At 31.4% G+C, this 19,863-nt stretch carries 16 protein-coding genes and 1 pseudogene; 6 read left to right on the forward strand and 11 right to left on the reverse strand.

Annotated features, from left to right (window positions below):
• Nucleotides 1-236 precede the first annotated feature (236 nt).
• The 8 genes from ACSVDA_RS04215 to ACSVDA_RS04250 form a co-directional block, all read right to left on the reverse strand.
• Nucleotides 237-2,186 (reverse strand): phospholipase D-like domain-containing protein, encoded by a 1,950-nt coding sequence (locus ACSVDA_RS04215; protein WP_485881101.1) that lies wholly within the window; start codon nucleotides 2,184-2,186, stop codon nucleotides 237-239.
• Nucleotides 2,187-3,116: 930 nt separating this feature from the next.
• The gene (locus tag ACSVDA_RS04220) at nucleotides 3,117-4,370 is read right to left on the reverse strand and encodes a PqqD family protein (protein WP_485881103.1); all 1,254 of its coding nucleotides are present in this window, start codon (nucleotides 4,368-4,370) and stop codon (nucleotides 3,117-3,119) included.
• Between the two features lie 12 nt (nucleotides 4,371-4,382).
• Nucleotides 4,383-5,549 carry a HesA/MoeB/ThiF family protein gene (locus tag ACSVDA_RS04225; protein ID WP_485881105.1) on the reverse strand — a complete coding sequence of 389 codons (1,167 nt, stop codon included), beginning with the start codon at nucleotides 5,547-5,549 and terminating at the stop codon, nucleotides 4,383-4,385.
• Nucleotides 5,550-6,313: 764 nt separating this feature from the next.
• A complete protein-coding gene (locus tag ACSVDA_RS04230) occupies nucleotides 6,314-7,126 on the reverse strand; it encodes a hypothetical protein (protein ID WP_485881107.1) in 813 nt (270 codons plus the stop codon).
• Nucleotides 7,127-7,414: 288 nt separating this feature from the next.
• Nucleotides 7,415-7,606, reverse strand: coding sequence for a hypothetical protein (locus ACSVDA_RS04235; protein WP_485881109.1), 192 nt, complete (start codon nucleotides 7,604-7,606; stop codon nucleotides 7,415-7,417).
• A 467-nt stretch (nucleotides 7,607-8,073) separates the two neighbouring features.
• A complete protein-coding gene (catA, locus tag ACSVDA_RS04240; protein ID WP_485881111.1) occupies nucleotides 8,074-8,724 on the reverse strand; it encodes a type A chloramphenicol O-acetyltransferase in 651 nt (216 codons plus the stop codon).
• 823 nt (nucleotides 8,725-9,547) lie between these two features.
• On the reverse strand, nucleotides 9,548-10,069 hold the full coding sequence (locus ACSVDA_RS04245; RefSeq protein ID WP_485881113.1) for a hypothetical protein: 522 nt from the start codon (nucleotides 10,067-10,069) through the stop codon (nucleotides 9,548-9,550).
• Nucleotides 10,070-10,464: 395 nt separating this feature from the next.
• Nucleotides 10,465-11,496 (reverse strand): cytochrome D1 domain-containing protein, encoded by a 1,032-nt coding sequence (locus tag ACSVDA_RS04250; RefSeq protein ID WP_485881114.1) that lies wholly within the window; start codon nucleotides 11,494-11,496, stop codon nucleotides 10,465-10,467.
• Nucleotides 11,497-11,791: 295 nt separating this feature from the next.
• Here ACSVDA_RS04250 and ACSVDA_RS04255 point away from each other — a divergent pair, with 295 nt between their 5' ends.
• From ACSVDA_RS04255 to ACSVDA_RS04265, 3 genes are all read left to right on the forward strand, one after another.
• Nucleotides 11,792-11,974, forward strand: coding sequence for an aspartyl-phosphate phosphatase Spo0E family protein (locus tag ACSVDA_RS04255; RefSeq protein ID WP_485881116.1), 183 nt, complete (start codon nucleotides 11,792-11,794; stop codon nucleotides 11,972-11,974).
• 224 nt (nucleotides 11,975-12,198) lie between these two features.
• Nucleotides 12,199-12,873, forward strand: coding sequence for an SOS response-associated peptidase (locus ACSVDA_RS04260; protein WP_485881118.1), 675 nt, complete (start codon nucleotides 12,199-12,201; stop codon nucleotides 12,871-12,873).
• Between the two features lie 646 nt (nucleotides 12,874-13,519).
• The gene (locus ACSVDA_RS04265) at nucleotides 13,520-14,554 is read left to right on the forward strand and encodes an acyltransferase family protein (protein WP_485881120.1); all 1,035 of its coding nucleotides are present in this window, start codon (nucleotides 13,520-13,522) and stop codon (nucleotides 14,552-14,554) included.
• 444 nt (nucleotides 14,555-14,998) lie between these two features.
• Here the strand turns inward: ACSVDA_RS04265 and ACSVDA_RS04270 are convergent, their stop codons facing one another.
• Nucleotides 14,999-15,466, reverse strand: a complete 468-nt coding sequence (locus ACSVDA_RS04270; RefSeq protein WP_485881122.1) for a DinB family protein — start codon at nucleotides 15,464-15,466, stop codon at nucleotides 14,999-15,001.
• A 538-nt stretch (nucleotides 15,467-16,004) separates the two neighbouring features.
• On the opposite strand from ACSVDA_RS04270, the gene ACSVDA_RS04275 reads away from it, so the two are divergent.
• Nucleotides 16,005-16,343 (forward strand): hypothetical protein, encoded by a 339-nt coding sequence (locus ACSVDA_RS04275; RefSeq protein WP_485881124.1) that lies wholly within the window; start codon nucleotides 16,005-16,007, stop codon nucleotides 16,341-16,343.
• Between the two features lie 471 nt (nucleotides 16,344-16,814).
• Here the strand turns inward: ACSVDA_RS04275 and ACSVDA_RS04280 are convergent, their stop codons facing one another.
• Both ACSVDA_RS04280 and ACSVDA_RS04285 read right to left on the reverse strand, forming a co-directional pair.
• Nucleotides 16,815-17,372, reverse strand: a complete 558-nt coding sequence (locus ACSVDA_RS04280) for a nucleoside/nucleotide kinase family protein (protein WP_485881126.1) — start codon at nucleotides 17,370-17,372, stop codon at nucleotides 16,815-16,817.
• Nucleotides 17,373-17,993: 621 nt separating this feature from the next.
• A pseudogene (locus ACSVDA_RS04285) lies at nucleotides 17,994-18,349 on the reverse strand (YunG family protein).
• A 349-nt stretch (nucleotides 18,350-18,698) separates the two neighbouring features.
• Here ACSVDA_RS04285 and ACSVDA_RS04290 point away from each other — a divergent pair.
• Both ACSVDA_RS04290 and ACSVDA_RS04295 read left to right on the forward strand, forming a co-directional pair.
• Complete coding sequence (locus ACSVDA_RS04290) at nucleotides 18,699-19,025, forward strand: PadR family transcriptional regulator (protein ID WP_320209182.1); 327 nt, start codon at nucleotides 18,699-18,701, stop codon at nucleotides 19,023-19,025.
• Nucleotides 19,022-19,726 (forward strand): hypothetical protein, encoded by a 705-nt coding sequence (locus ACSVDA_RS04295; RefSeq protein WP_485881128.1) that lies wholly within the window; start codon nucleotides 19,022-19,024, stop codon nucleotides 19,724-19,726. Before ACSVDA_RS04290 ends, ACSVDA_RS04295 begins: the two co-directional genes overlap by 4 nt.
• The last annotated feature ends 137 nt before the right edge of the window (nucleotides 19,727-19,863 follow it).

A 19,863-nucleotide genomic window follows, 5' to 3' on the forward strand; every position in this document is an offset into this window, starting at 1 on the left:
AATGACAATCATATGATAACTTTTTGTTCCCTATGATCATATATAATCGAATACCCTTATAGTAGATAAAAATTTCTTATCTTCTACAAGGGCAATTAAACTTTATCCATTAATTGTTTTAGCTACTTAGATACTCAACTTTTCTTCTGTAAAACGATGAAAGTCTTAAATAACTTTATCTTGATAATCTAATTTAATTACAGTAGTAAAATCGTTTAAGAAACAAGCCTTATACGTTAAAATCCACTCGCATTTTCGTAGCGCGCATTGAATTCTTGAAGAAATTGATTTACAATCGCTTCGTCGTGAATAATAAGCATATTCTCATCATTCACATTGTTACCGTTCTCACTCCAGTTGGTTGAACCAATAATCACAGTAGGGTCACTTGTAGAATTAGCATCAATCAACATTGTTTTACTGTGTAGTTTTCTAGATTCATTGTCTTGATAAACTGGTGCAGGGTTTGCCCAACGAGTATTTGGATTTCCTACACTTGACTGTGTTGCAGTTCTACCTGTCATATCTACACTTGCTGACCACCACTGGTTCCAATAACTCGAATCAAAGACGCCTTTAACATCAAATCCAGTTATTGAACCGACTAAATCAGCATAAGAACCTTCCCATTTATATTTCAGTTCATCTAGAATAGATTGATCACTCCAAGCAAAAATTGTAAAGTAGGCACTGTGATCTGCCTCGTTCTTAATAATATTTTGAACGCGTCCTAATGCATTATCACCAGATGAAAAATAGACTTCTATCGTTTTTCCATTTATATTCACACTATGAGCAGTATTATCCGCTTTCCGAGTATTAAAATTAGCATTCACTGGGTCTGGGTTAAGTGAAGTACTCCCCCACATTTCATTAAATTCAACTTCATAAATACTTGCCAGTTCTGGACTATTCACTTCAACTACATGTTGTTGATTTCCATCTAAAATACCATTTTGCATATTTTCCTCTGTCCCATATAAACCGGTAACAGTATAATTCCAACTGCCTGTAAACACCCAACTATCATCCACCACTGCAAATTTGTTGTGCATTTGAGTATTAGGAGAGTAGTATGAATTAATATCTTTTTGTTCAGCTTCTACGAATAAATAGCCAGTTTCATTTGTATTTCCAACTTGAACTGTTACTTGCGGAAAGTCGCTAAAATCAGAAGGTAAACCAAATTCACCTCTCCTGACTAGATCCTCAACAACAAACATTGGTGAATCTGAGAATACACGTATATCATCTGGTGTACCAATTACTCCATCTAGTCCTCTAACCATTTTCTCTACATACAACCTCATTGTTTGGAAACGTTCTAGGTTGTTAGGATCGTCACTATCTTTAGAGTCTGCAATAAACCTAATATCTACTCCTTCAGCAGCTTTTCCAATCAAAGTATCTACGATTCTAGGTAAATTAATTTCATATGCTGCCATATCTATGCTCGTTGTAGCCTCATTTAAGCGTTGAATCAATCTGTTTTCTAAATTAACATTGTAGTTTGCTAGATTCCCAGTAATTGCATCTTCTATATTTACACATTTATTGAAATAAACATTAATAGCACCTATCTCATTAGAAACATTGTTTAATTGCTCATCAGTAGCATTGCAACCTGATGGTTCAGTTGTTACAATAGAGTTCTTTTGCTTTGGTGTTCCAAAACCTTCATTATAAGCCGTAGTAGAGCTCTTCCAATTTGAAGCAATTGAACTAACTGTTGAATCAACTCTTTCCATCGTAGCCTTTGTACTACTATCACCAGCATACCAATTATCTACTAGGTCTATTAAGTTATTTTGGTCATCTCTTAACTCTAAAATTTCACTTGTATTGCTTAAAGCTCCTGTATAAACAATATCAGCTACTACATTTGAAACTGTACTATCATCTGTTCTCTCTAAAAGGAAATATCCATTAGGTGAAATATCCCCATTTAAATGTATTGTAGGTGTACCATCAGTCGAACTTAATGTCCAACCGTCAATTGATATTGTTTTGTTTGTGTTATTGTATAATTCAACCCATTCGTCATTACTACTTACATTGGTGCCCATCCAAGCTATTTCGTTTATTACTACTTCCCCTTGTGTAGCTGCAAACCCTGTTTGAAAAGAAGGTGAAACTATTGCGAAGATTAATGTAACAATTAATAATTTCTTTATTAGTCTATCCATTCCCCTCATCGTCCTTTCTGGATGTTAGAATACATTACACTCACATATTAATATTACCACGATTTTTATGGTGTTAACCACGAAAAGTATATTTTAAATCTCCTATAAACACTATATTAACTAATCCTCTGTATTAATTATGGTCAGTAGTTATCTTATTGAGATGATGATAAAAATAAAAAGCCTAATTTCTTACAATAGAAAATAAGAAATTTAGGCTTTCAGTTTTTCACATTTTTCTATTATTATTATTTTCTCAACACTAGGGAATAATCACGGTAATATTGGTAGTGAGATAAAATCATCTTTCAGTCCTAGTTTTTAATAAAATACAACATTATCAATCAATTTAGCATTGTTCATAACCCTTACCCCCAAACTAGTAAAAAACAAATTTACAGGTGATAGCGTATTTTATTACCAAAGAGAGTAATTTGATTATCCTCTTATAGTCGAGGTTAACATTTTGTAAAATGAATTGCCCCGTAAATTATATCTATCCTTTTTACTACTTTAGTTATAACCTCTACTATAATGCCATATATTTGAATTTTTGAATAATTCTCCTAAATATAAATAAAGACACCCACCTTTTAGAAGGTATCATTCGTATTATACAGTCAGTCAATTAAACATTTAGAAATTGATTACTGAAGATCGATTTGGTTAACAAATGTAATTTGTTATTATAATAAATATGGATAAACTCACCGATGATAAAGAAGAAAGTAATCTCACTATTATTAAACTCATATTCTTATATATGAACCGTTTGCTGAATAAGAAAAAATCCTGACAATATACCTACAGGATTTTTAATAAAATGATTATAATTTATGATAAATAGTGAAATTAGACAATATTAAATACCTAGTCGAAGTATAGAACCATAATAATCCCGCTGATAGCACTATCAGCATATATTAGCAACTAATCAACATTAACATTATTCACCTCTGTAACATTACTCACATTATTACTCCGGCGTTGCTTTAATTCTTTTAACCAAGATCTTATTAATAAAGACAGAGGAACTAATGTTATGACTAATAAGATTATTCCATCCCAGAAATCAGATGAACGGAATGAAAGATTTGATATATTATTCACAGTACCAGTTACAATTGTGTACGTTTGTGGAAGAGCATAGACTATAAACAATGATACTGCCCAGATATATCCAGCTACATAAAACCATGCATACCATTTGATAATCTTACGCTCGTGTTCTTCAACCATCTCCCATTCATGCTTCTGTTGTTCATTAAATGACTTTACCAAGCGATATAGATATAGACCTGTGTGGTGAAGTAAGTTCTTACAATTAAATCGATTAGTGAATATATAGTAAATATCTGTTTTCATGAAGAATAAAAATTGGAATGCAATTTTCAGAATAAGTACTAAGGTAATCATTTTAATTATAGAAGAGGTTGCTACAGTTAAATTCAATAACCCACTGTTATTAAGATAAAGCATAAAGGTTCCTATTCCAAAGAAAGAACCATCCCAGGCTAAACCAGCTAACAATGCTTTGTATCTTTCCTTCTTTTCTAATAAAACAATATTTGACATATCTGTTTCAACCACCAAAAAAACAAGTCTATGGCTAATTGATATTTGACTTTCTACCCCCGAAGACCTTGCTGCCATTAGATGAGCTAACTCATGAACAAGTACGAATACCCATGCAACCAGTGTAGTTACTATTATCGATACTGTATAAGATTCGGAAAAAAACATATCAGAATATACTGGGAAAAGAGTTGGATTCAATATAATTGCTACTATGCCCAAAAGACTTAATACAAAATATAGAACAAAACTCCAATTATTAAATAGTAATTTCGATAGCCTTTTATTTAGCCAAGGGAATAATATCTTGTGTTCTACTGGTTCATTTACAACGTTACCATTTAATGTGTATACAAATTTGTATTCGTGTATTAAATCATTTACGAAGTCAAGAACATCAACTTCTTCGCCTAATCGATCCTCTATTTCTTTTTTTACTTGCCCAATCGTTAGACCAGAATCCAGTGATTCAATAATATCTAAAGCTACTGATGGCAAAATAATAAAGTCACTTACATCTGGTCTTCCTATTAATATTTCATCTTCACCTTCAGGGCGATGAGATAATTTATGCATCTTGACAATACTCTCATAATCTAATTCTTTCATTGTTCTCCCTCCTTACCGTTGAACAACTTCACGATTGAAAAACTTTTCTTTTTCAATTTCATCAAAAAAGTTAGTTTCAAAAGAACCGTCTCCACAGGTTGGACAACCAGCCTCTCTTTCCCAGTCGAAACTTGTTTCAGTTTGAAAATTTAATATGTTTATTGTCTGCATTGCACCAGCAGAATTAACATTTTCAACTTTAGTTAGTTGCTTCATAATATCTGCAACCAACATGCCTGTGGTAATCATTAATGAAGGCGCTGTTGCAGCATTAGGTGGGATAAAGTTATTTTGGATAACTTTTAAAACAGACTGATAATACGTTTCCGATTTATTTAAATTTCGGATATGCATACAGTCTAAACAACCCGATTCATTTGGAATTATCGTAAAGAATTGACCTTTGTTAATCGTAATGCCACCTGCTACAAATGGTATATTTTGTTCTACACAAGCCTTATTTACTTCTCTTGGAAGGAGAATATATGGCTGATCAGCAGCTAATACTACCATGTCACTTCCACTTATTAGAGGACTTATATCTTCCTTTTTAGATAACACCCTCTCATAGATTTCAATGTTCATATCACTATAAAAATTATTTATATGATTTTTTGCAACATCGATTTTTTGTTTTCCTAGTGTAGATTCATTAAATAAAATCTGCCTGTTTAAATTACTTAAGCTTACATGATCAAAATCTACTATCCTTACGTTCTTTACTCCTAATCCTGCAAGTTGAATTAAAACACTAGAACCAAAAGCACCCATGCCCAAAATTGTTACTTTCGCGTCGCAAATTTTTTCTTGATATTTATATGTACTAGTTGTTAAATCAGAATACTGACTGAAAAAGTTTAAATTACCTCTAAATCTTTCAATTTCCCAATCAGATAGATTTGTATGATTTCGGTGATTTGTATCTGTTATAAACCCCAGTTTTTCTAACTCTTGAATTGTGTCAACTATTTCCTCATATGTTACAGATGTATACCCTTTCTCATGTAATATATCCCTTATATGACTAACTTCTTTCTGACCATCAAGTTCACTTAATAGTGTATAGATCGCACCATCAGGATCTTCTAAATCAAAGGAAGTCTCTGGAGTACTACCTATTCTAATTTCATTATTATTCATTTTAATAATGGGGTGTAGTGGCTTAAAAATTGGCTTCACTTATTAACGCACCTCCCGAAAAATAGATTAGAACGGGACTGAGTCCCGTTCCATAAAAGTACTTAACACGGTGGCCACACGCATGCATCTGCAGTTGCTGTAACTTTCTCAACTTTTTTAGCCTTAAGTTTCATCTATATCCCCCCTTTTTTGTCTGTTAATTTTCATCACGAGAGTAATATTTTAAAGGGACAAAAACTACCAAAGATGTAGGTTCTTGTCTATTTGATTATAATATTATTGTAATTTTTAGTCTAGTTTAAATATTACAAAAACTTAAAATGTATTTTCTGTGCTTTAAATAATGCTGTTGGTATTCATGAACTAAATTAATTATATTTATTCTATAAAAACAAATGAAGGGAGTATTTTTATAGAATAAACTTATTTAAAGGAAATCATAAAATTTTCCATACTTTGATATTCCACAAAAACATCTTCTACGGTCCACCCAATTACTTTATCTCAATTTACTGCATCGCTTTCACTGGAGTCGTCACTACCTCTTGCATGTTCAATAGTGATTACTATTCTCTCCAACTTTAAGCATAGATAAGTTATGGAGAGTTCAAGTAATAAGGCATTGACGAAAACTAAATACAAATATTATTGTTCTATTACTTCGAACAATTCTTCAATGGTTGCACCTAATGCTTTTGAGATTGCAAAAAGATGCTTCGCTTCATATCTAAATTTTATCAAACCTAGAAATAGTAGCTTAATAAGTATCTCCTTTTGTTTGCTGACTTTGGTTCAATAAATATTTAATTTGGCTCTATAGCCACTAATATCGTATTCAGAATATATTGCTGATTCATTTGGTTTTTTTGAATTATCAACATTTCATAAGATGCTTGATGAGTAAATTTCCTTTGACTATCTGTTTGTATGGTTAATTCTAGATTCTTTTCTTTTTCGTTCTCTGTATGGCTTTCTACTATTTCGAACTTCTCACTTGATTTTGGTAAAAGGATTTCAAACTCACTAGAATCCTTTTCAGAACGAACATACATACCATTAAATGTAAAAGATGTACCTTTTTCACCCGTATTATAACTTTCTATGGACCAACGTTCTTTGTCAGGTATTGTATCTACTATATTTAATTTTTCAAAACTATATTGACCTGTTTTTATTAAAAGTATTTTTCTTTTATTAGTCTCTAATTTAATTTCGTTAAAACTCGGTATGTACTCTTGTAATTGTATTGTGAACTGTCCACCATCATGGATAGAAGTATCTATAATACGAACATTTTTAGAAACAAGGTTGCCATCTTGATATAAAGAAGCATTGGTAATGGGCTCTTCTTTATAATTATCATAAAAAGTTAATGTAACCATCTTAGATTCAACAGCTTCATTGTAAAACAGGAAATTTTCTTCCTTTGCATTTTCACCTTCTAGTTTGTTAATAATCGTGTGGATTGAGTTAGATTCCGATTCTTTAATTTCTTCGGAAATTGGCTCTACAAATTTTGGTTGATTAATATTTTCTACCTGAAATTCACAACCAGTAAGAAAAATAAAACAACTGATTCCAATTAGGAATAATTTGAAATTATTAATCTTTTTCACGTTCCAACACGTCCTCTATCTCGTTATCTTTTACACTTATTATAAGTCAAAAGAAGAAAAACAACATACTTTGAGGTATGTTGTCCCTTCTTGAACTGCCTATATGTCGTAACGGAAAAACACTTGTACGTTGCGTCATTATAACTTGCTTCAGTATATAGAGTACTTAATTCCATTTTTGCAACTAAGTTTTCAGCTATTGTAAAGCCAGTGATGTCGGATAGCCTTTAATACTTTCTTGCCCCATTTTGCTGGAAGATCATTATATAATCTATTACTCAAGATTATTTATCTTTTTTCTAAATGCTCTAATTCATCTAACACAGTGTCTGTTGCAAACCTAATTCGGCAGTTATTACCATTACTTTCTACCCAATAATAATAGGTAACATCTGATTCACTCTCAATAACAACATCAATATAGTATGGGTTTAGGTGTTTAAAACCGTCTTCACGATGAGGTACTTTGAAATCACCCATTCTTCATTTGGATAATGTTGTTCTAAGAATGGTCTTAATAATGTTACTTTCTTGTCAATTTGGGCATCAATCCAAAATCGACGTACTAAAAAAATATACAATATGAAACCAGTATAACTAACGCTAATAACCAGCAAATTTTTCTCCATGTACATGTTAAAAGGAATGAGACAATTACGATTGTTGTAAAACATAACCCTATAACCATTAACTCAATTACTTCTGCTGGATGATGACATCTATCTCCTACCTTAACAGTCTCTTAATTTTGAAAAAATCAAGTCGTAAACAAATGCCGTCAAAGCATATCAATGTTCCATAAAGCAAAGTGACTTTTCAGATATTTCAAAATTCTTAAAAGCTATATTTACCAATAACATTGCAAATTCCTCTTTCAAAGATAGATCACAGTTATTAGCTTGTGGTTGTTCAAGTTCAATTCTAATTCCGCAAAAAAGCATAGAATTTTAAGAAAGCCAATCATAACAGTTATTTGCTAATTGTTGTAACTCGTCTATAAACATGGAAGCGTGATATCCATCGCATACAGCATGATGCATTTGTATTGAAACAGGTAACAATATTTTATTTTCTTGATTAAAGTATTTTCCACTTGTAATTATGGGTAATAAAAAGTCGTTATCATCATTTATATTAAGGCTAAAGCCAGTAAAACTAACCCATGGGATACTTGATATAGGAAATGAATTTTTAGGTTCATTGGGTTTTGAAAATAGCCCCTTAACATCATGATACTTCTTTATATCTTCGTTGTAGTTTTTATGAAATACACGAAAGTCATTTGAAAACTCAGTCCAAATGCAGGAGAATGATTTGTTATCACTATGGAAGATTGTATATTTTGGTAATGCTTTTTCCCAATAACCAAAATCTCCCTCGACGTTAAAGCATGTTCGAAATTCTTCATGGGAATTTACTACTTTACTAATGATATAGATAAAAGCAGGATATAGATTGATTTCCTTGTTACAAAGCTGTTCTAATAACTTTGTAATGTCTATATTTACTGTTAGGCTAAAGGTGCATTTTTGACTTAAATAATGATTGAAATATAGAGCTCTATCCCAATTTTCTCTGTTAATTAAATTAAACTTCATTTGATCAGCCTCCTAAAATTTTAATTCTTATTTTTTGGAAGCTAATTTATCTGTTTTCAACAAATTACTCACCTCTATTTATTCATCGTTGCATAAGGTATGTTAAAATACAACCGTTCTTAAACAATATTCCACTTAATTTACATCAAGCAAACTATTTGACCATTGAATTTTATGTGTTTTAAAAAACCGTTAATGTTTTTGGGTTCTGTAATAACTTTAATTGTAATTGGATCCAGTATGTCCCCTGCGAGCTCTTGTTCAATAACTATTGGTCTTCGTGACAGTGTTCGTACTAGTGAACCACCAATGTGCAATCATACAGGAACGTGTAATCTTCCTTAACATTATCAACATTACTAATGCACATAGCCAAAAAAGTGAGGGCGGATTAACCCTCATCTATCTACCCTCCATTCGTTAAAAAACACAACTCTCTATTATAAGTCCGCATAGTAGTAAGTATATAACTTTACGGTGGCAACATAAATAATTATTGAAAGGTTCAAAACTCCAGTAATGCTATTAAGACAATCACCCATTGTTTAACAACAATTTGGAATTTATGGAGATTTTAATACACAAACTATACCTCTGCAGTATTATAGCTCATTTTTCGTGTCATTCAGAATCAGTCAAGTATAATTTTAACAATAGTAAGAGCAGAGCGATATTCTAGACAGGATCGATTTTCACTAGTGCTTTAATCATAAACATAACTTCATACAATGAATATTGAAAAAGGTTCCTTCAAAAATGCACCCCGTCAGAACATTATGACGGGGTGCATTTAGGCAGTGTGTTAATATGTACTAAGCAAGCTTTAATTTTTGGCTGGGGGTTTACCATACCTTACATCTATTAATCTGTGATTTCTATTGTATAGCTCTTTTTTTATCTCCTTAAAGGACTTATTCCTAATGTCATAGTTGGTTCCTTTAGAGAAGAGTTCTAAATATTTGTTTATTTCTTTAATTTCTAACAAATCTTCTTCAGTGAAGGGTATTCCTGATTGAGTTTTTGAATATAACTTTTTTACTAGACCGTAAGCATTATCTATTAGTAGTTCTGTTTCAAATGCTGCATTTATTTCATGACTTGCTCCCAATTTAGAAGTGTACCATAACATTTGAGAATATGAACGTTCAGCATCTTTCAATTCTTCTATATTTAAATTTACAAGATAAGAAAAACTTTCACTTATAAAAAAAATATCAGAGATATATTCCATGTAAAAATCACGTAATAAATCATCTTGATTCTGATTCTTATTGTATTGGATGTAGTTAATTATTACAGAGATCACTAATAAACATATAAGTAGTTTTTGGACATAATCTTTCATATTGTTACTCATTAAAGCCTTAAATGATTTATATCTTGTCTGATTCCCCTGTTGGATTCCACCTCATATTTAATCTGATAATTCGACTATAATGGAGGTGTTATAGTTGTTCAATAGATAAAATAATGGAAAAAATAACTTCATCATTTCTTCCCGTATTTAAAGCAAATCACCTTTCTCAATTTATATCTGAATCAGCTCTACATATACATTTACACAGCTACCATTAAGGCATCTAACTCACAACCCTCTTCTAAAAGGCTGACTATTTTTCATTGCTTAACAGCAGCATTCATCCGAGTAATAGAGAAGCATAAATCTTGCTAAGATGTAGACAGGACTTTGACAAGCTTTGTTCCAAATACATTTTTAACAATCCTAGTTACTGTATTCGATTATACAGGTGAGAACACAACACTTACTGGGTTAATGCCAACTGTAACTGTAGCGATTACCGAATGAGTTTTTGTATCAATAACTGATACATTTCCACTCCCCATATTTGCCACATATAGAAATTTCCCGTCTAAAGATATGGCTATTCCTACATTATTACCTATATCATTAACGGATATTGTTGCTATAACTGAATGTGTCTTCGTATCTATAACAGAAATTGTATTATCACTTACGTTTGCAACATATAGTAATTTTCCATCTGGTGTAATGACCATGTTATCAGGTCTTTCACCAACTCCTACAGTTGCGATGATATTTTGTGATTTGGTGTCAATCACTGAAACAGTTCTGTCCACCCCGCTTCCTACGTAAACAAACTTTCCATCTGGTGCCACAACCATCCCGATATTCACAAACTGCCCTCCAATTCCAATTGTTGTAATTATTGATTGAGTTTTTGTATCGATGACCATCACATTCCTTTGTTCAGTAGCAACATATAATAATTTGCCGTTTGGAGTAATTACCATATTATTAAGACTATCGCCCATGATAAAATTAGTAGCAATTATGTTATGTGTTTTTGTATCAATCGCAGTCAATCTTTGTCGTCCTCTTGTACTTAGAACATAAGCTACACTTCCATCAGGAGTTATTAATAACACTATTGGAGTATTTACTATATCTACAGTCGCGATCATTGAATGAGTTTTTGTATCTATAACACAAACAAACTCTTCCATAACACTTGCTACATATGCAAACTTTCCATCTGGTGTAATTTGTAAATCTGACGAATTATCACCAACTAAAGCTGTAGCAATTACACTGTGCGTTTTCGTATCTATAATGGAAACCGATCCTGGAGATGTATCATTCATAACATAAGCTAACTTTCCATCCGGAGTAAATTGGATTACTCTTGGATCAGCACCTACGCTAACAGTAGTAATCACACTATGAGATTTCGTGTCAATCACAGAAACTGTTCCTTGTCTTCCTAAATTCGCTACATATGCAAAAGACATATACGATACCACCTTCAAATAAATTGTTGTTAATAAATACTATGAATTGTACGTATAAATCATTTGTTTTTTCTTATAATTCGGGTAGTAAGCAATCTAAGGATTAAAATAGGAAAAAGTATGTCAAATCATATTGTTCGGGTATGCTGATTTCGCATTGATTGTCCACCTGAATGTAAACATTTACCACGTTACAATTTTGTTACATCTATTTAAATGTTATCTATTAATCTATATAATTATTGTCTACTAAACTTTATCCATATTTTAGTTATTGAGGTGTTTTTATACAATGATGAACAATCAACGCGAATCACAGCTATTACAACAAATCGAAGAACTAAGAACTGAAATGATTACATCAGGCCTTCAAAAAGGGTTGAATCACTGTGAGACAAAATACCTCAGTCAACGTCTAGATGATTTGCTTTATAAATATCAGCTTATGATAACGAATAAATATAAGAATCGTAGGTAATTTAGTATTTTATGATGATTTTTTCCAAATAGTCTATTTCATCTTTATAGAGCTCCTAAAGCGTATTTCATACAAAGTGATCCAAAATTATTGACTCATTTGTATTTTTAACATCAATGAATAAAAAAAATTCCTATTTAATTAAATTTTCCATCATTTGATTTATTTGCCTATTATTACAACATTTGCTACAATCGTCGTAATAATTATTTGTAGGTGATATGATGTGTGGTAGGTTTACTCTTTTCACTCAATTTGATCAGATTATCGACCGCTTTGACATTAAAGCAGCTTTTGCAGAAGATGAATACCGCTTTAATTATAACGTTGCTCCTTCACATTCTGTCGTAACTGTAATAAACGACGGTGAAAAGAACCGACTTGGATATCTTAGATGGGGCTTCATACCTCGTTGGGCAAAGGATATGAAAATAGGTTATAAAATGATTAATGCTAGAGCTGAGACACTTGCTGAAAAAACTAGTTTTCGAAATGCTTATAAAAAGAAGCGTTGTTTAGTCATTGCTGATTCTTTCTATGAATGGAAGAAGACGCAAGAGCGCAAAATTCCTATGCGTATTAAGCTTAAATCAGATAAACCATTTGGAATGGCTGGATTGTGGGAATCTTGGCAATCCCCAAATGGGCATACTATTTATTCGTGCACAGTCATAACAACTGAACCTAACGATTTAATGTCTACAATTCATAACCGGATGCCTGTTATTCTAAAACCAGATGATGAAGAAATTTGGTTAGATCCATCTATAAATGATACAGCTTATCTCCAGGAGTTTTTAATACCTTTTGACCAGGAACTTATGGAAGCTTTTGAAGTGTCATCAGATGTAAATTCTCCAAAGAACAACTCTCCTAACTTAATAGAGCAAGTATGTTAGGAAGGCTTTGCTAAATAGTCATCATAATGATAATTATAAATGGATTTAGGGGAAACTCCGATTTGTGGAGCTTCCCCTATTTCTTGTTTATTGTCGAATTGAATGGAAATTTTACATTTTTACACTAACTGTGTAAATATTCGATTAGTTTTCAATGTTACCTTTCAACAATAATACAATTGAACTTCCAATCCAATCCTTTTTTTAATAATCTTTAACTACATTCTTTCATTCACTACTGTCCTCCTCTAACAGTCAATATCTTCTCTAAGTTCTTTTTTATACAAAACGACTTAAGAAATAAGACAACTTAAACTCCTCAGTATGTCGAGATGTCTCTTAGCTTAGTAAATGGTTACTGTTAAGCAGTTCCCTTATCCTTGTATCGTTCAACTGAACAACCTCACTAGTCACCAAAATTTATTAAAACCGTCAGTCACACTTTAAAGCTGCGGTAAAGATCTCGCTATTGCTTATATTTCATCGTTTAGAGTAAGGAAAAAGAAGAACACGTTTCTGATATTTTATAAACAATATATCAGATTCAGTATTAGTGACTAAATTGTCATATAAGAGTCACTGGAAAGTCATTGTAGATAAGTATATTTAAAGCCATAACATACACGGCAATTAGGGGGAGGTTGACTTGTTTGATAAGGATTTAAAGTTAAGTAATACGAAAGGTATACTAATTTTCCTTGTGGTATTTGGACATTTCTTAGAATTGAATAAAGAGCACTATCTTCAAACTTTTATTTTTATTTATGCGTTTCACATGCCACTTTTTGTTTTTATAAGTGGGTTTTTAGCAAAAAGAATACAAATGAAGAAAGTTGTCAATCTCTTTATGTTATATATTATTTTTCAGACATTATATACCTTATTTTTCTACTTCACTGGAGAGTACGAGACGATGGAGTTTAACTATGAGAAGCCAAGATTTCATCTTTGGTATATCGTTAGTATATCTTTTTGGTATGTCTTAGCGGTAATTATTGCAAAGTTGAATCCAAACAATATTGGTAAACTAATTCTATTTTCTCTAATACTATTGATAAGCTTTTTTTCACGTCTATACACAGATCCCCTCGTGAATTTTACGAGAGAGTTTTATCCTAGTTTTTCTTCTTATACACTTAGTTATCAGCGTACGATTACATTTGCACCGTTTTTCTTTGCTGGTTTTTTTATGTCTAACAATGCGTTAAAAAAACTTTATTGTAGCCTATCTCCAAATAAAGCAAAAGGTTTATTGCTACTATCAGCGATGGGTGTATTTCTTTTTATTGAATTTACGCCTAACTTGGAATGGCTTTATAAAGGAAGTTATAGCACATCACGTTTTTTGTCAGACAATGAGACCTATGTAACAAAAATACTATCACACTTTCTATTATCTACATGGCTTTCTATACTAATACTTATTGTGATGAATGGCAAAAAAAGCTTCCTTACTAAATGGGGCGACCATTCACTAGGAATCTACCTATTTCATCCAGTCTTCGTATTTATGTGGAAACAAAATAACTTTATGAACGGCTGGAATTTGGATACACAGTTTATCGTTAACCTTACGATTGCTTTAATAGTCACTGCCTTCCTAGGCTCAAACTTTTTTACATCAAACTCCAGATTCTTAACTTCACCATTGGAAACAATAAAAACCAATATTAAAGGGTAGGTATGCCAAGGGATGAATATCACTCTTCCTCAACATCAAAGAAGGATGAATTTATGTAATTGGGAATGATAATTGTACTAAATACAAGCCAAAATGAAGAATAACATTCTGGAGTTTAACTTCAAAAGAGATCATGACACCTATTCTAATGTAGCATCAACAGACAATACCAACAATTATGGAAAATCTATCATTCCGAGGAAGGTATGTATTGTTAATAAAATCTTCATGAGAAGAAAACATAACTTGTTGACTGCTTACTTCTAATACTTAATATAAGTGATTTGAACTCTGTCATACGCATCATTTTAAGCATTTTTGTTAGAACGAAGTGTACCATTTGATCAAACTCAAATAAGTTTTCCTATTGTCTCAAAACAAAAAGGACTGGTTTTTTCAGCCCTTAGCAATCTCAAAAGTCATTTTATTTAGAAAACCTGCTAACTATGTCAACTTTACTTCAAGTAAGCTTTTCATACTTTTAATAATCCCTATGTGTAGATTTTCATGGTTCATATGAAAAACAAGCATATCTCCTAATGTTTTCATGCCTAAAAAAGATTCATGAAGTGGGTCATCAAGATGTCCCTTACATGATCTTACAATAAGATCTGGTTGTTCCTCCAGTTTGTTAATGATTTCTTCCATCGACGGGGGTTGTTCTGCCCAACTTTGTGGTTTACTACCTCTTGGGAACATTTGGTGATATGTACGAGGCAATTGTCTCTTCTCATTGACAGCAGGAAACATCGTATGATCCCAACCTACTAAAATATGACCAGCATTCCAGCGGACGCTGTTATTATGACCTTGCGGAATTTCGTCAGCAACTTCATCGGGAATTGTACGAAGTAGTTGAACAGTCCATTTACGCCACATTTTCATTTGTTCAAATAATTGATCTTCTCTCATCGCTTCCCCTCTCCTTCATTCTCCTCATACTTGTAAAATTATTATACGTTCTAATAATAACATAATATTCCAATTATATGATAAGAAAATTCTATGAAAACCTTTATTTACACTTTATCAGGTTGATTCTATCATTCGATTCTATGAGTATGGGAATTTTCTGTTAAAGAAAACGACTGCTAAGAAAGTCATTTTGACTCGTATTTTATTTCTCCAGTCAAATCCATTAAATATAAATATTTATTCTTCAACTTACATGGAATTCTATGCGTATCACTTCTGCTCAAAAAGGCATTTCTTATGTGTAAAAAACACCTACTATCTTATTTTTCATTTACTAATTGGTTCTAATTTGTAATATGCGAAAACAAATATTTTGCATCCTTCATATTTTTTCAACTTTAAATTCAGCCTTTGCTTCAACATAGATTCTTAGCACCTCACTTATATTGGATAAAACAATTGAATTAATCAAGTCATTTGTACAAGCATCTTGAATTTACTTTCATATTCTATTAATGAAAAGGAGGTGATATATTTGACAATTTTCAGAAATCCTGTAAATATAGCATATAATTTTAAATTGTTAAGTCTAGATAAAAACACAAATCCGACATCCACGTTGTTTAAAACAATGGATTTCGCTCAACCAGTTTCTATATATGTAGAAGCCCTTTCAGAAGGTTGTGAAGTAGAAATTACGATGACAGGTCTTATCGACTCAACTTCGGTAACACTTAATGGCATTGATGCTACTGTTTTAGCTGGTAATCATGTGCGTGAAATTTCTGCCACATGTATAAATTCTCCTGATAATGAACCTTGTAGGTTAGAATATGGATTATCCATCGGTGATCCAAATACTAGAGTTGAATAATAATCTATTTCCATGGTTAATAAATGATACCTCTCAGTGATAAATTGAGAGGTTTTCTTCTTTATAATGTACTTTTATACTCCCCCGTGTAAATTACATGAAAGGCATATGATTGTTTCCATCCTTTAATAACCTCAAATAATCAATGGTTTCCTAATTTTGAAGAAGCAGACACTTGCCAGTTTCATAAGAACGTGCCCCCTTGTATCTACTATTTATAAGGATGTCAAATTGGGGAAGGATGAATATTTATGTCTGATTGTACGGAGCTCTCTTCCTATTAAATAAAATCATCATCATTCTTTAACATAGCTTAATAATATAACCTCTCTTAACTTTGGCACTACTCCCCTAGAGATTGGAAGGTTAATCTTTACACTTCTGTTAAGCTGAAAGAGCATTTAATTTCAGACTTAAAAACATAATAATATAATAATTGATAATACGTTCATACAAACTAGCACATAATGATTACAAACTTCTATTTTTAATTACATCAATTATGCTATCAACAATAAAGTGGGTTTGTAATGCACCATCAATCACAACATCTGAGTATGGTTTAACAGTCCTGATCATTTCTAGATAAGCTAATCTTCCATGCGATAGATAGTTATTTAAATCTTCATGTATATCCTCTACTAGATTATCAATAAAATCTCTTAATAATCTCCTGGCCATTGCGATATCTAGAGGAGTATCAACATAAACTGTAAGATCTATATAATCACGCATTTCACTATGTAAGTAAGCAAATGGATAGTCAAGCAATAAATAATCAAGAGTATCATTTTTATTATTTATTAGCAACCTAATTTCATCTATTAGTGGGGTTAGATTCCATTTATTATAATCAGCGCCTTCATCCACCCATTTACATATATCTTTTGGGTACTCTTTAAATTCAAAGTCATCAAAATATAAAGCCTTTGAGTTATTTAATTTTTTCGTTAGTTGTTTCGTTACTGTAGTCTTCCCACCTCCAGAAACAGCAGCAATAGAAATTACTCTCGTCTTTCGTTTCAACATAATCCTCTCCCTATTAAATTTTTGATAGCACATAACATATTTGAAGTTACTCTATTACGTTATGTATAACTTGGTATCTAAGGTTCTACTTTATTTTCCAAGAGTAATTAATAAAAAAATAGACTATAATTCATTTTTTTATATCATATAGATAGAGGTCTTTAATTAATAAAAACACACAAAATCACCGCACATCTACTTGCTTAATGCTACTTTCAATTTTTATAATGTCTCACGTATTAACCTGAGTTCTTATTAAACTGATAAGTAATCCCCCTTCACCGTATAATAGACTTCCTCTCTAAAATTATTAAGAGAACTCCGTTATCTTATTCGATATTCAGATAGGTATTCCAACTTAGCTAATCCACACCCTGATATAAATATAATGGGTTTTGTTGATGAAGAAATAAAAAAAATAGCAGTAAAAAAAGTGCAATTCGCACTCTTTTTTTTAAAACAACATTATAATCAGCAATACAAATCACAACTTAATAATTTGGTAAAATATCCAACAGATTTTCTAACTTATTGATAACTTTTGGTTATAAGTATGGCTTGCAAATTAAATAAACATAAGTTGTTATTTGATAAAAATGCCATTATTCCAATATGTCCCTTTTATCTTAGCAACACAGTAAATACTTTTTGTTTTAAGTAGTTATACTGTTTAACATTAGTATCTGTAAATGCTTCTTCCCTATTTGAAAGTAAATCCTTATACGTGATGATCTCTTTAAATTGAGAAACTGTTAAATCGTATCGTTTCATATTAATAAAGTTATAAAAATGCCACCCGTCAGGTAGCTTGGTTTTCCTTATTTCTCCACCCAAAATATTATTTTTACTACTAACGCGGTTCCACCACATTGTCCCTTGGCAGGGTTGTACTTACTCCATTTTGAACTTGATTCTAAAGACCAGGATTCTAACAACACTTTCTTTATTTCCTCTACTTCTATCGTTTTTCCTTCCATTTAAATTCTCTTTTCTTAATGCATTAATTCAAACCAAAGGTTAAAAGTTAACCTGCCCTTTAACTTAATACCAATTATTTCAAATTTTTATGCAACCCTTTGCTCGACAATCTTGCCCTAAAATGAAAAAAAGGAATATCTTTTTTTTGTTTTGCACCTGATTAAAGAGTATCTGATGGAAAATATCACAATTCATTTTTGCCATTACTGCATCTCTTTCTAACGCTCCATACTTCTTTCCACCTAATTCGATTAACATAATAAATTTCATTTTTAAAAGTATGTTGTATTACGATGTATTTTTCGTTATAATATGAAATAAGATTAAAATTAAAAGGAGATTGATGACATGAATAAGGAAATTTTAAAAGGTAGTATAGACATCCTTATCCTATCAATTATTGCGAAACATGATACTTATGGTTATCAAATTGCAAAAAAAATAAAAGCAAACAGCAGCAATAGTTATGTAATTGGAGAAGGCACTCTATACCCAGCATTAAAAAGGCTTGAAAAAAAGAATTTCATTAGTTCATATTGGGGGGAATCCGATTCTGCTGGTAGAAGAAAATATTACAAATTAACTGATGATGGCAGAACAGAACTTTCAAAAAAAATTGCCGATTGGAAAGAAGCCAACGATTTAATTAATTTAAGCACGGAGGGATTAAATTGAGTGAACTGAAACAATATGTGAACACGCTTTTAAATGAAGTAGATTGTCCAATTGAAGATAAAGAAGATATTAGAGATGAATTAATTGATCACCTATCGCTCTTAAAAAGAGATTATTTAGTAAAAGGTTACTCAGATAAAGAAGCTGTTCAACAATCAATTCATGATTTTGGAAAAGAGCAATACATTGGGAAGCAAATCAATAAAGCTATTTCGTCGTCGAATGCAACAATTAATACTGTAATAAAAACTACTACTTCCAAATTTCAAATTGATAACTTAAAATTAAAAAAATGGTGGCTTGTAAGTATCTTTGTACAGCTTCTCTTATTCGTTAGTTATTTGTTAGCGGAGTGGGGCATATTATTTTCTTCACCACTTATAGATAGGGCTGCCAATCATCAATTTTATGAATGGTTTACTTCACCATATTATAAATTGATTCCTAGCATAATTTATGGCAGTGTTATAGTCATGTTAATTGTAGGATATATTAAACAAAACAAACTTTTTATGACACTAGGACTACCATTTTATTGTGCAATATTAGTTTTACAATGTAGCATTTGGTGGGTTCCCTTTGATTCACCTACATTATTTGATATTATTTTTCAATTGTTACTTACAATAACAATATTCATTATTTCAATCACTTTGCTTAGATCATATATCTCAAATTTTAAAAAAACTAGTAAAAACTAAATAACTACTACATAGAAATTAAAAATAGTGATGAATCCTTGCTCTTCATGGAGCTTTAATTTTTGAACTAAACCATCGTATAACGATATATTTTATTAAAATAATATTTGCTATATAGCTGCTATAAATAATAATTT

Source organism: Cytobacillus sp. Hm23 (genome assembly GCF_051842895.1).
Classification (GTDB): domain Bacteria; phylum Bacillota; class Bacilli; order Bacillales; family SM2101; genus Nanhaiella.

What these genes read in the sequence shown, in the direction of transcription:
- ACSVDA_RS04270 (WP_485881122.1), bottom strand. Translation starts at nt 15,466, where the DNA reads ATGAGAGAAGATCAATTATTTGAACAAATGAAAATGTGGCGTAAATGG.
- ACSVDA_RS04220 (WP_485881103.1), bottom strand. Translation starts at nt 4,370, where the DNA reads ATGAAAGAATTAGATTATGAGAGTATTGTCAAGATGCATAAATTATCT.
- ACSVDA_RS04280 (WP_485881126.1), bottom strand. Translation starts at nt 17,372, where the DNA reads ATGTTGAAACGAAAGACGAGAGTAATTTCTATTGCTGCTGTTTCTGGA.
- catA (WP_485881111.1), bottom strand. Translation starts at nt 8,724, where the DNA reads ATGAAGTTTAATTTAATTAACAGAGAAAATTGGGATAGAGCTCTATAT.
- ACSVDA_RS04250 (WP_485881114.1), bottom strand. Translation starts at nt 11,496, where the DNA reads ATGTCTTTTGCATATGTAGCGAATTTAGGAAGACAAGGAACAGTTTCT.
- ACSVDA_RS04215 (WP_485881101.1), bottom strand. Translation starts at nt 2,186, where the DNA reads ATGGATAGACTAATAAAGAAATTATTAATTGTTACATTAATCTTCGCA.
- ACSVDA_RS04235 (WP_485881109.1), bottom strand. Translation starts at nt 7,606, where the DNA reads ATGGGTGATTTCAAAGTACCTCATCGTGAAGACGGTTTTAAACACCTA.
- ACSVDA_RS04245 (WP_485881113.1), bottom strand. Translation starts at nt 10,069, where the DNA reads ATGAAAGATTATGTCCAAAAACTACTTATATGTTTATTAGTGATCTCT.
- ACSVDA_RS04260 (WP_485881118.1), top strand. Translation starts at nt 12,199, where the DNA reads ATGTGTGGTAGGTTTACTCTTTTCACTCAATTTGATCAGATTATCGAC.
- ACSVDA_RS04290 (WP_320209182.1), top strand. Translation starts at nt 18,699, where the DNA reads ATGAATAAGGAAATTTTAAAAGGTAGTATAGACATCCTTATCCTATCA.
- ACSVDA_RS04255 (WP_485881116.1), top strand. Translation starts at nt 11,792, where the DNA reads ATGAACAATCAACGCGAATCACAGCTATTACAACAAATCGAAGAACTA.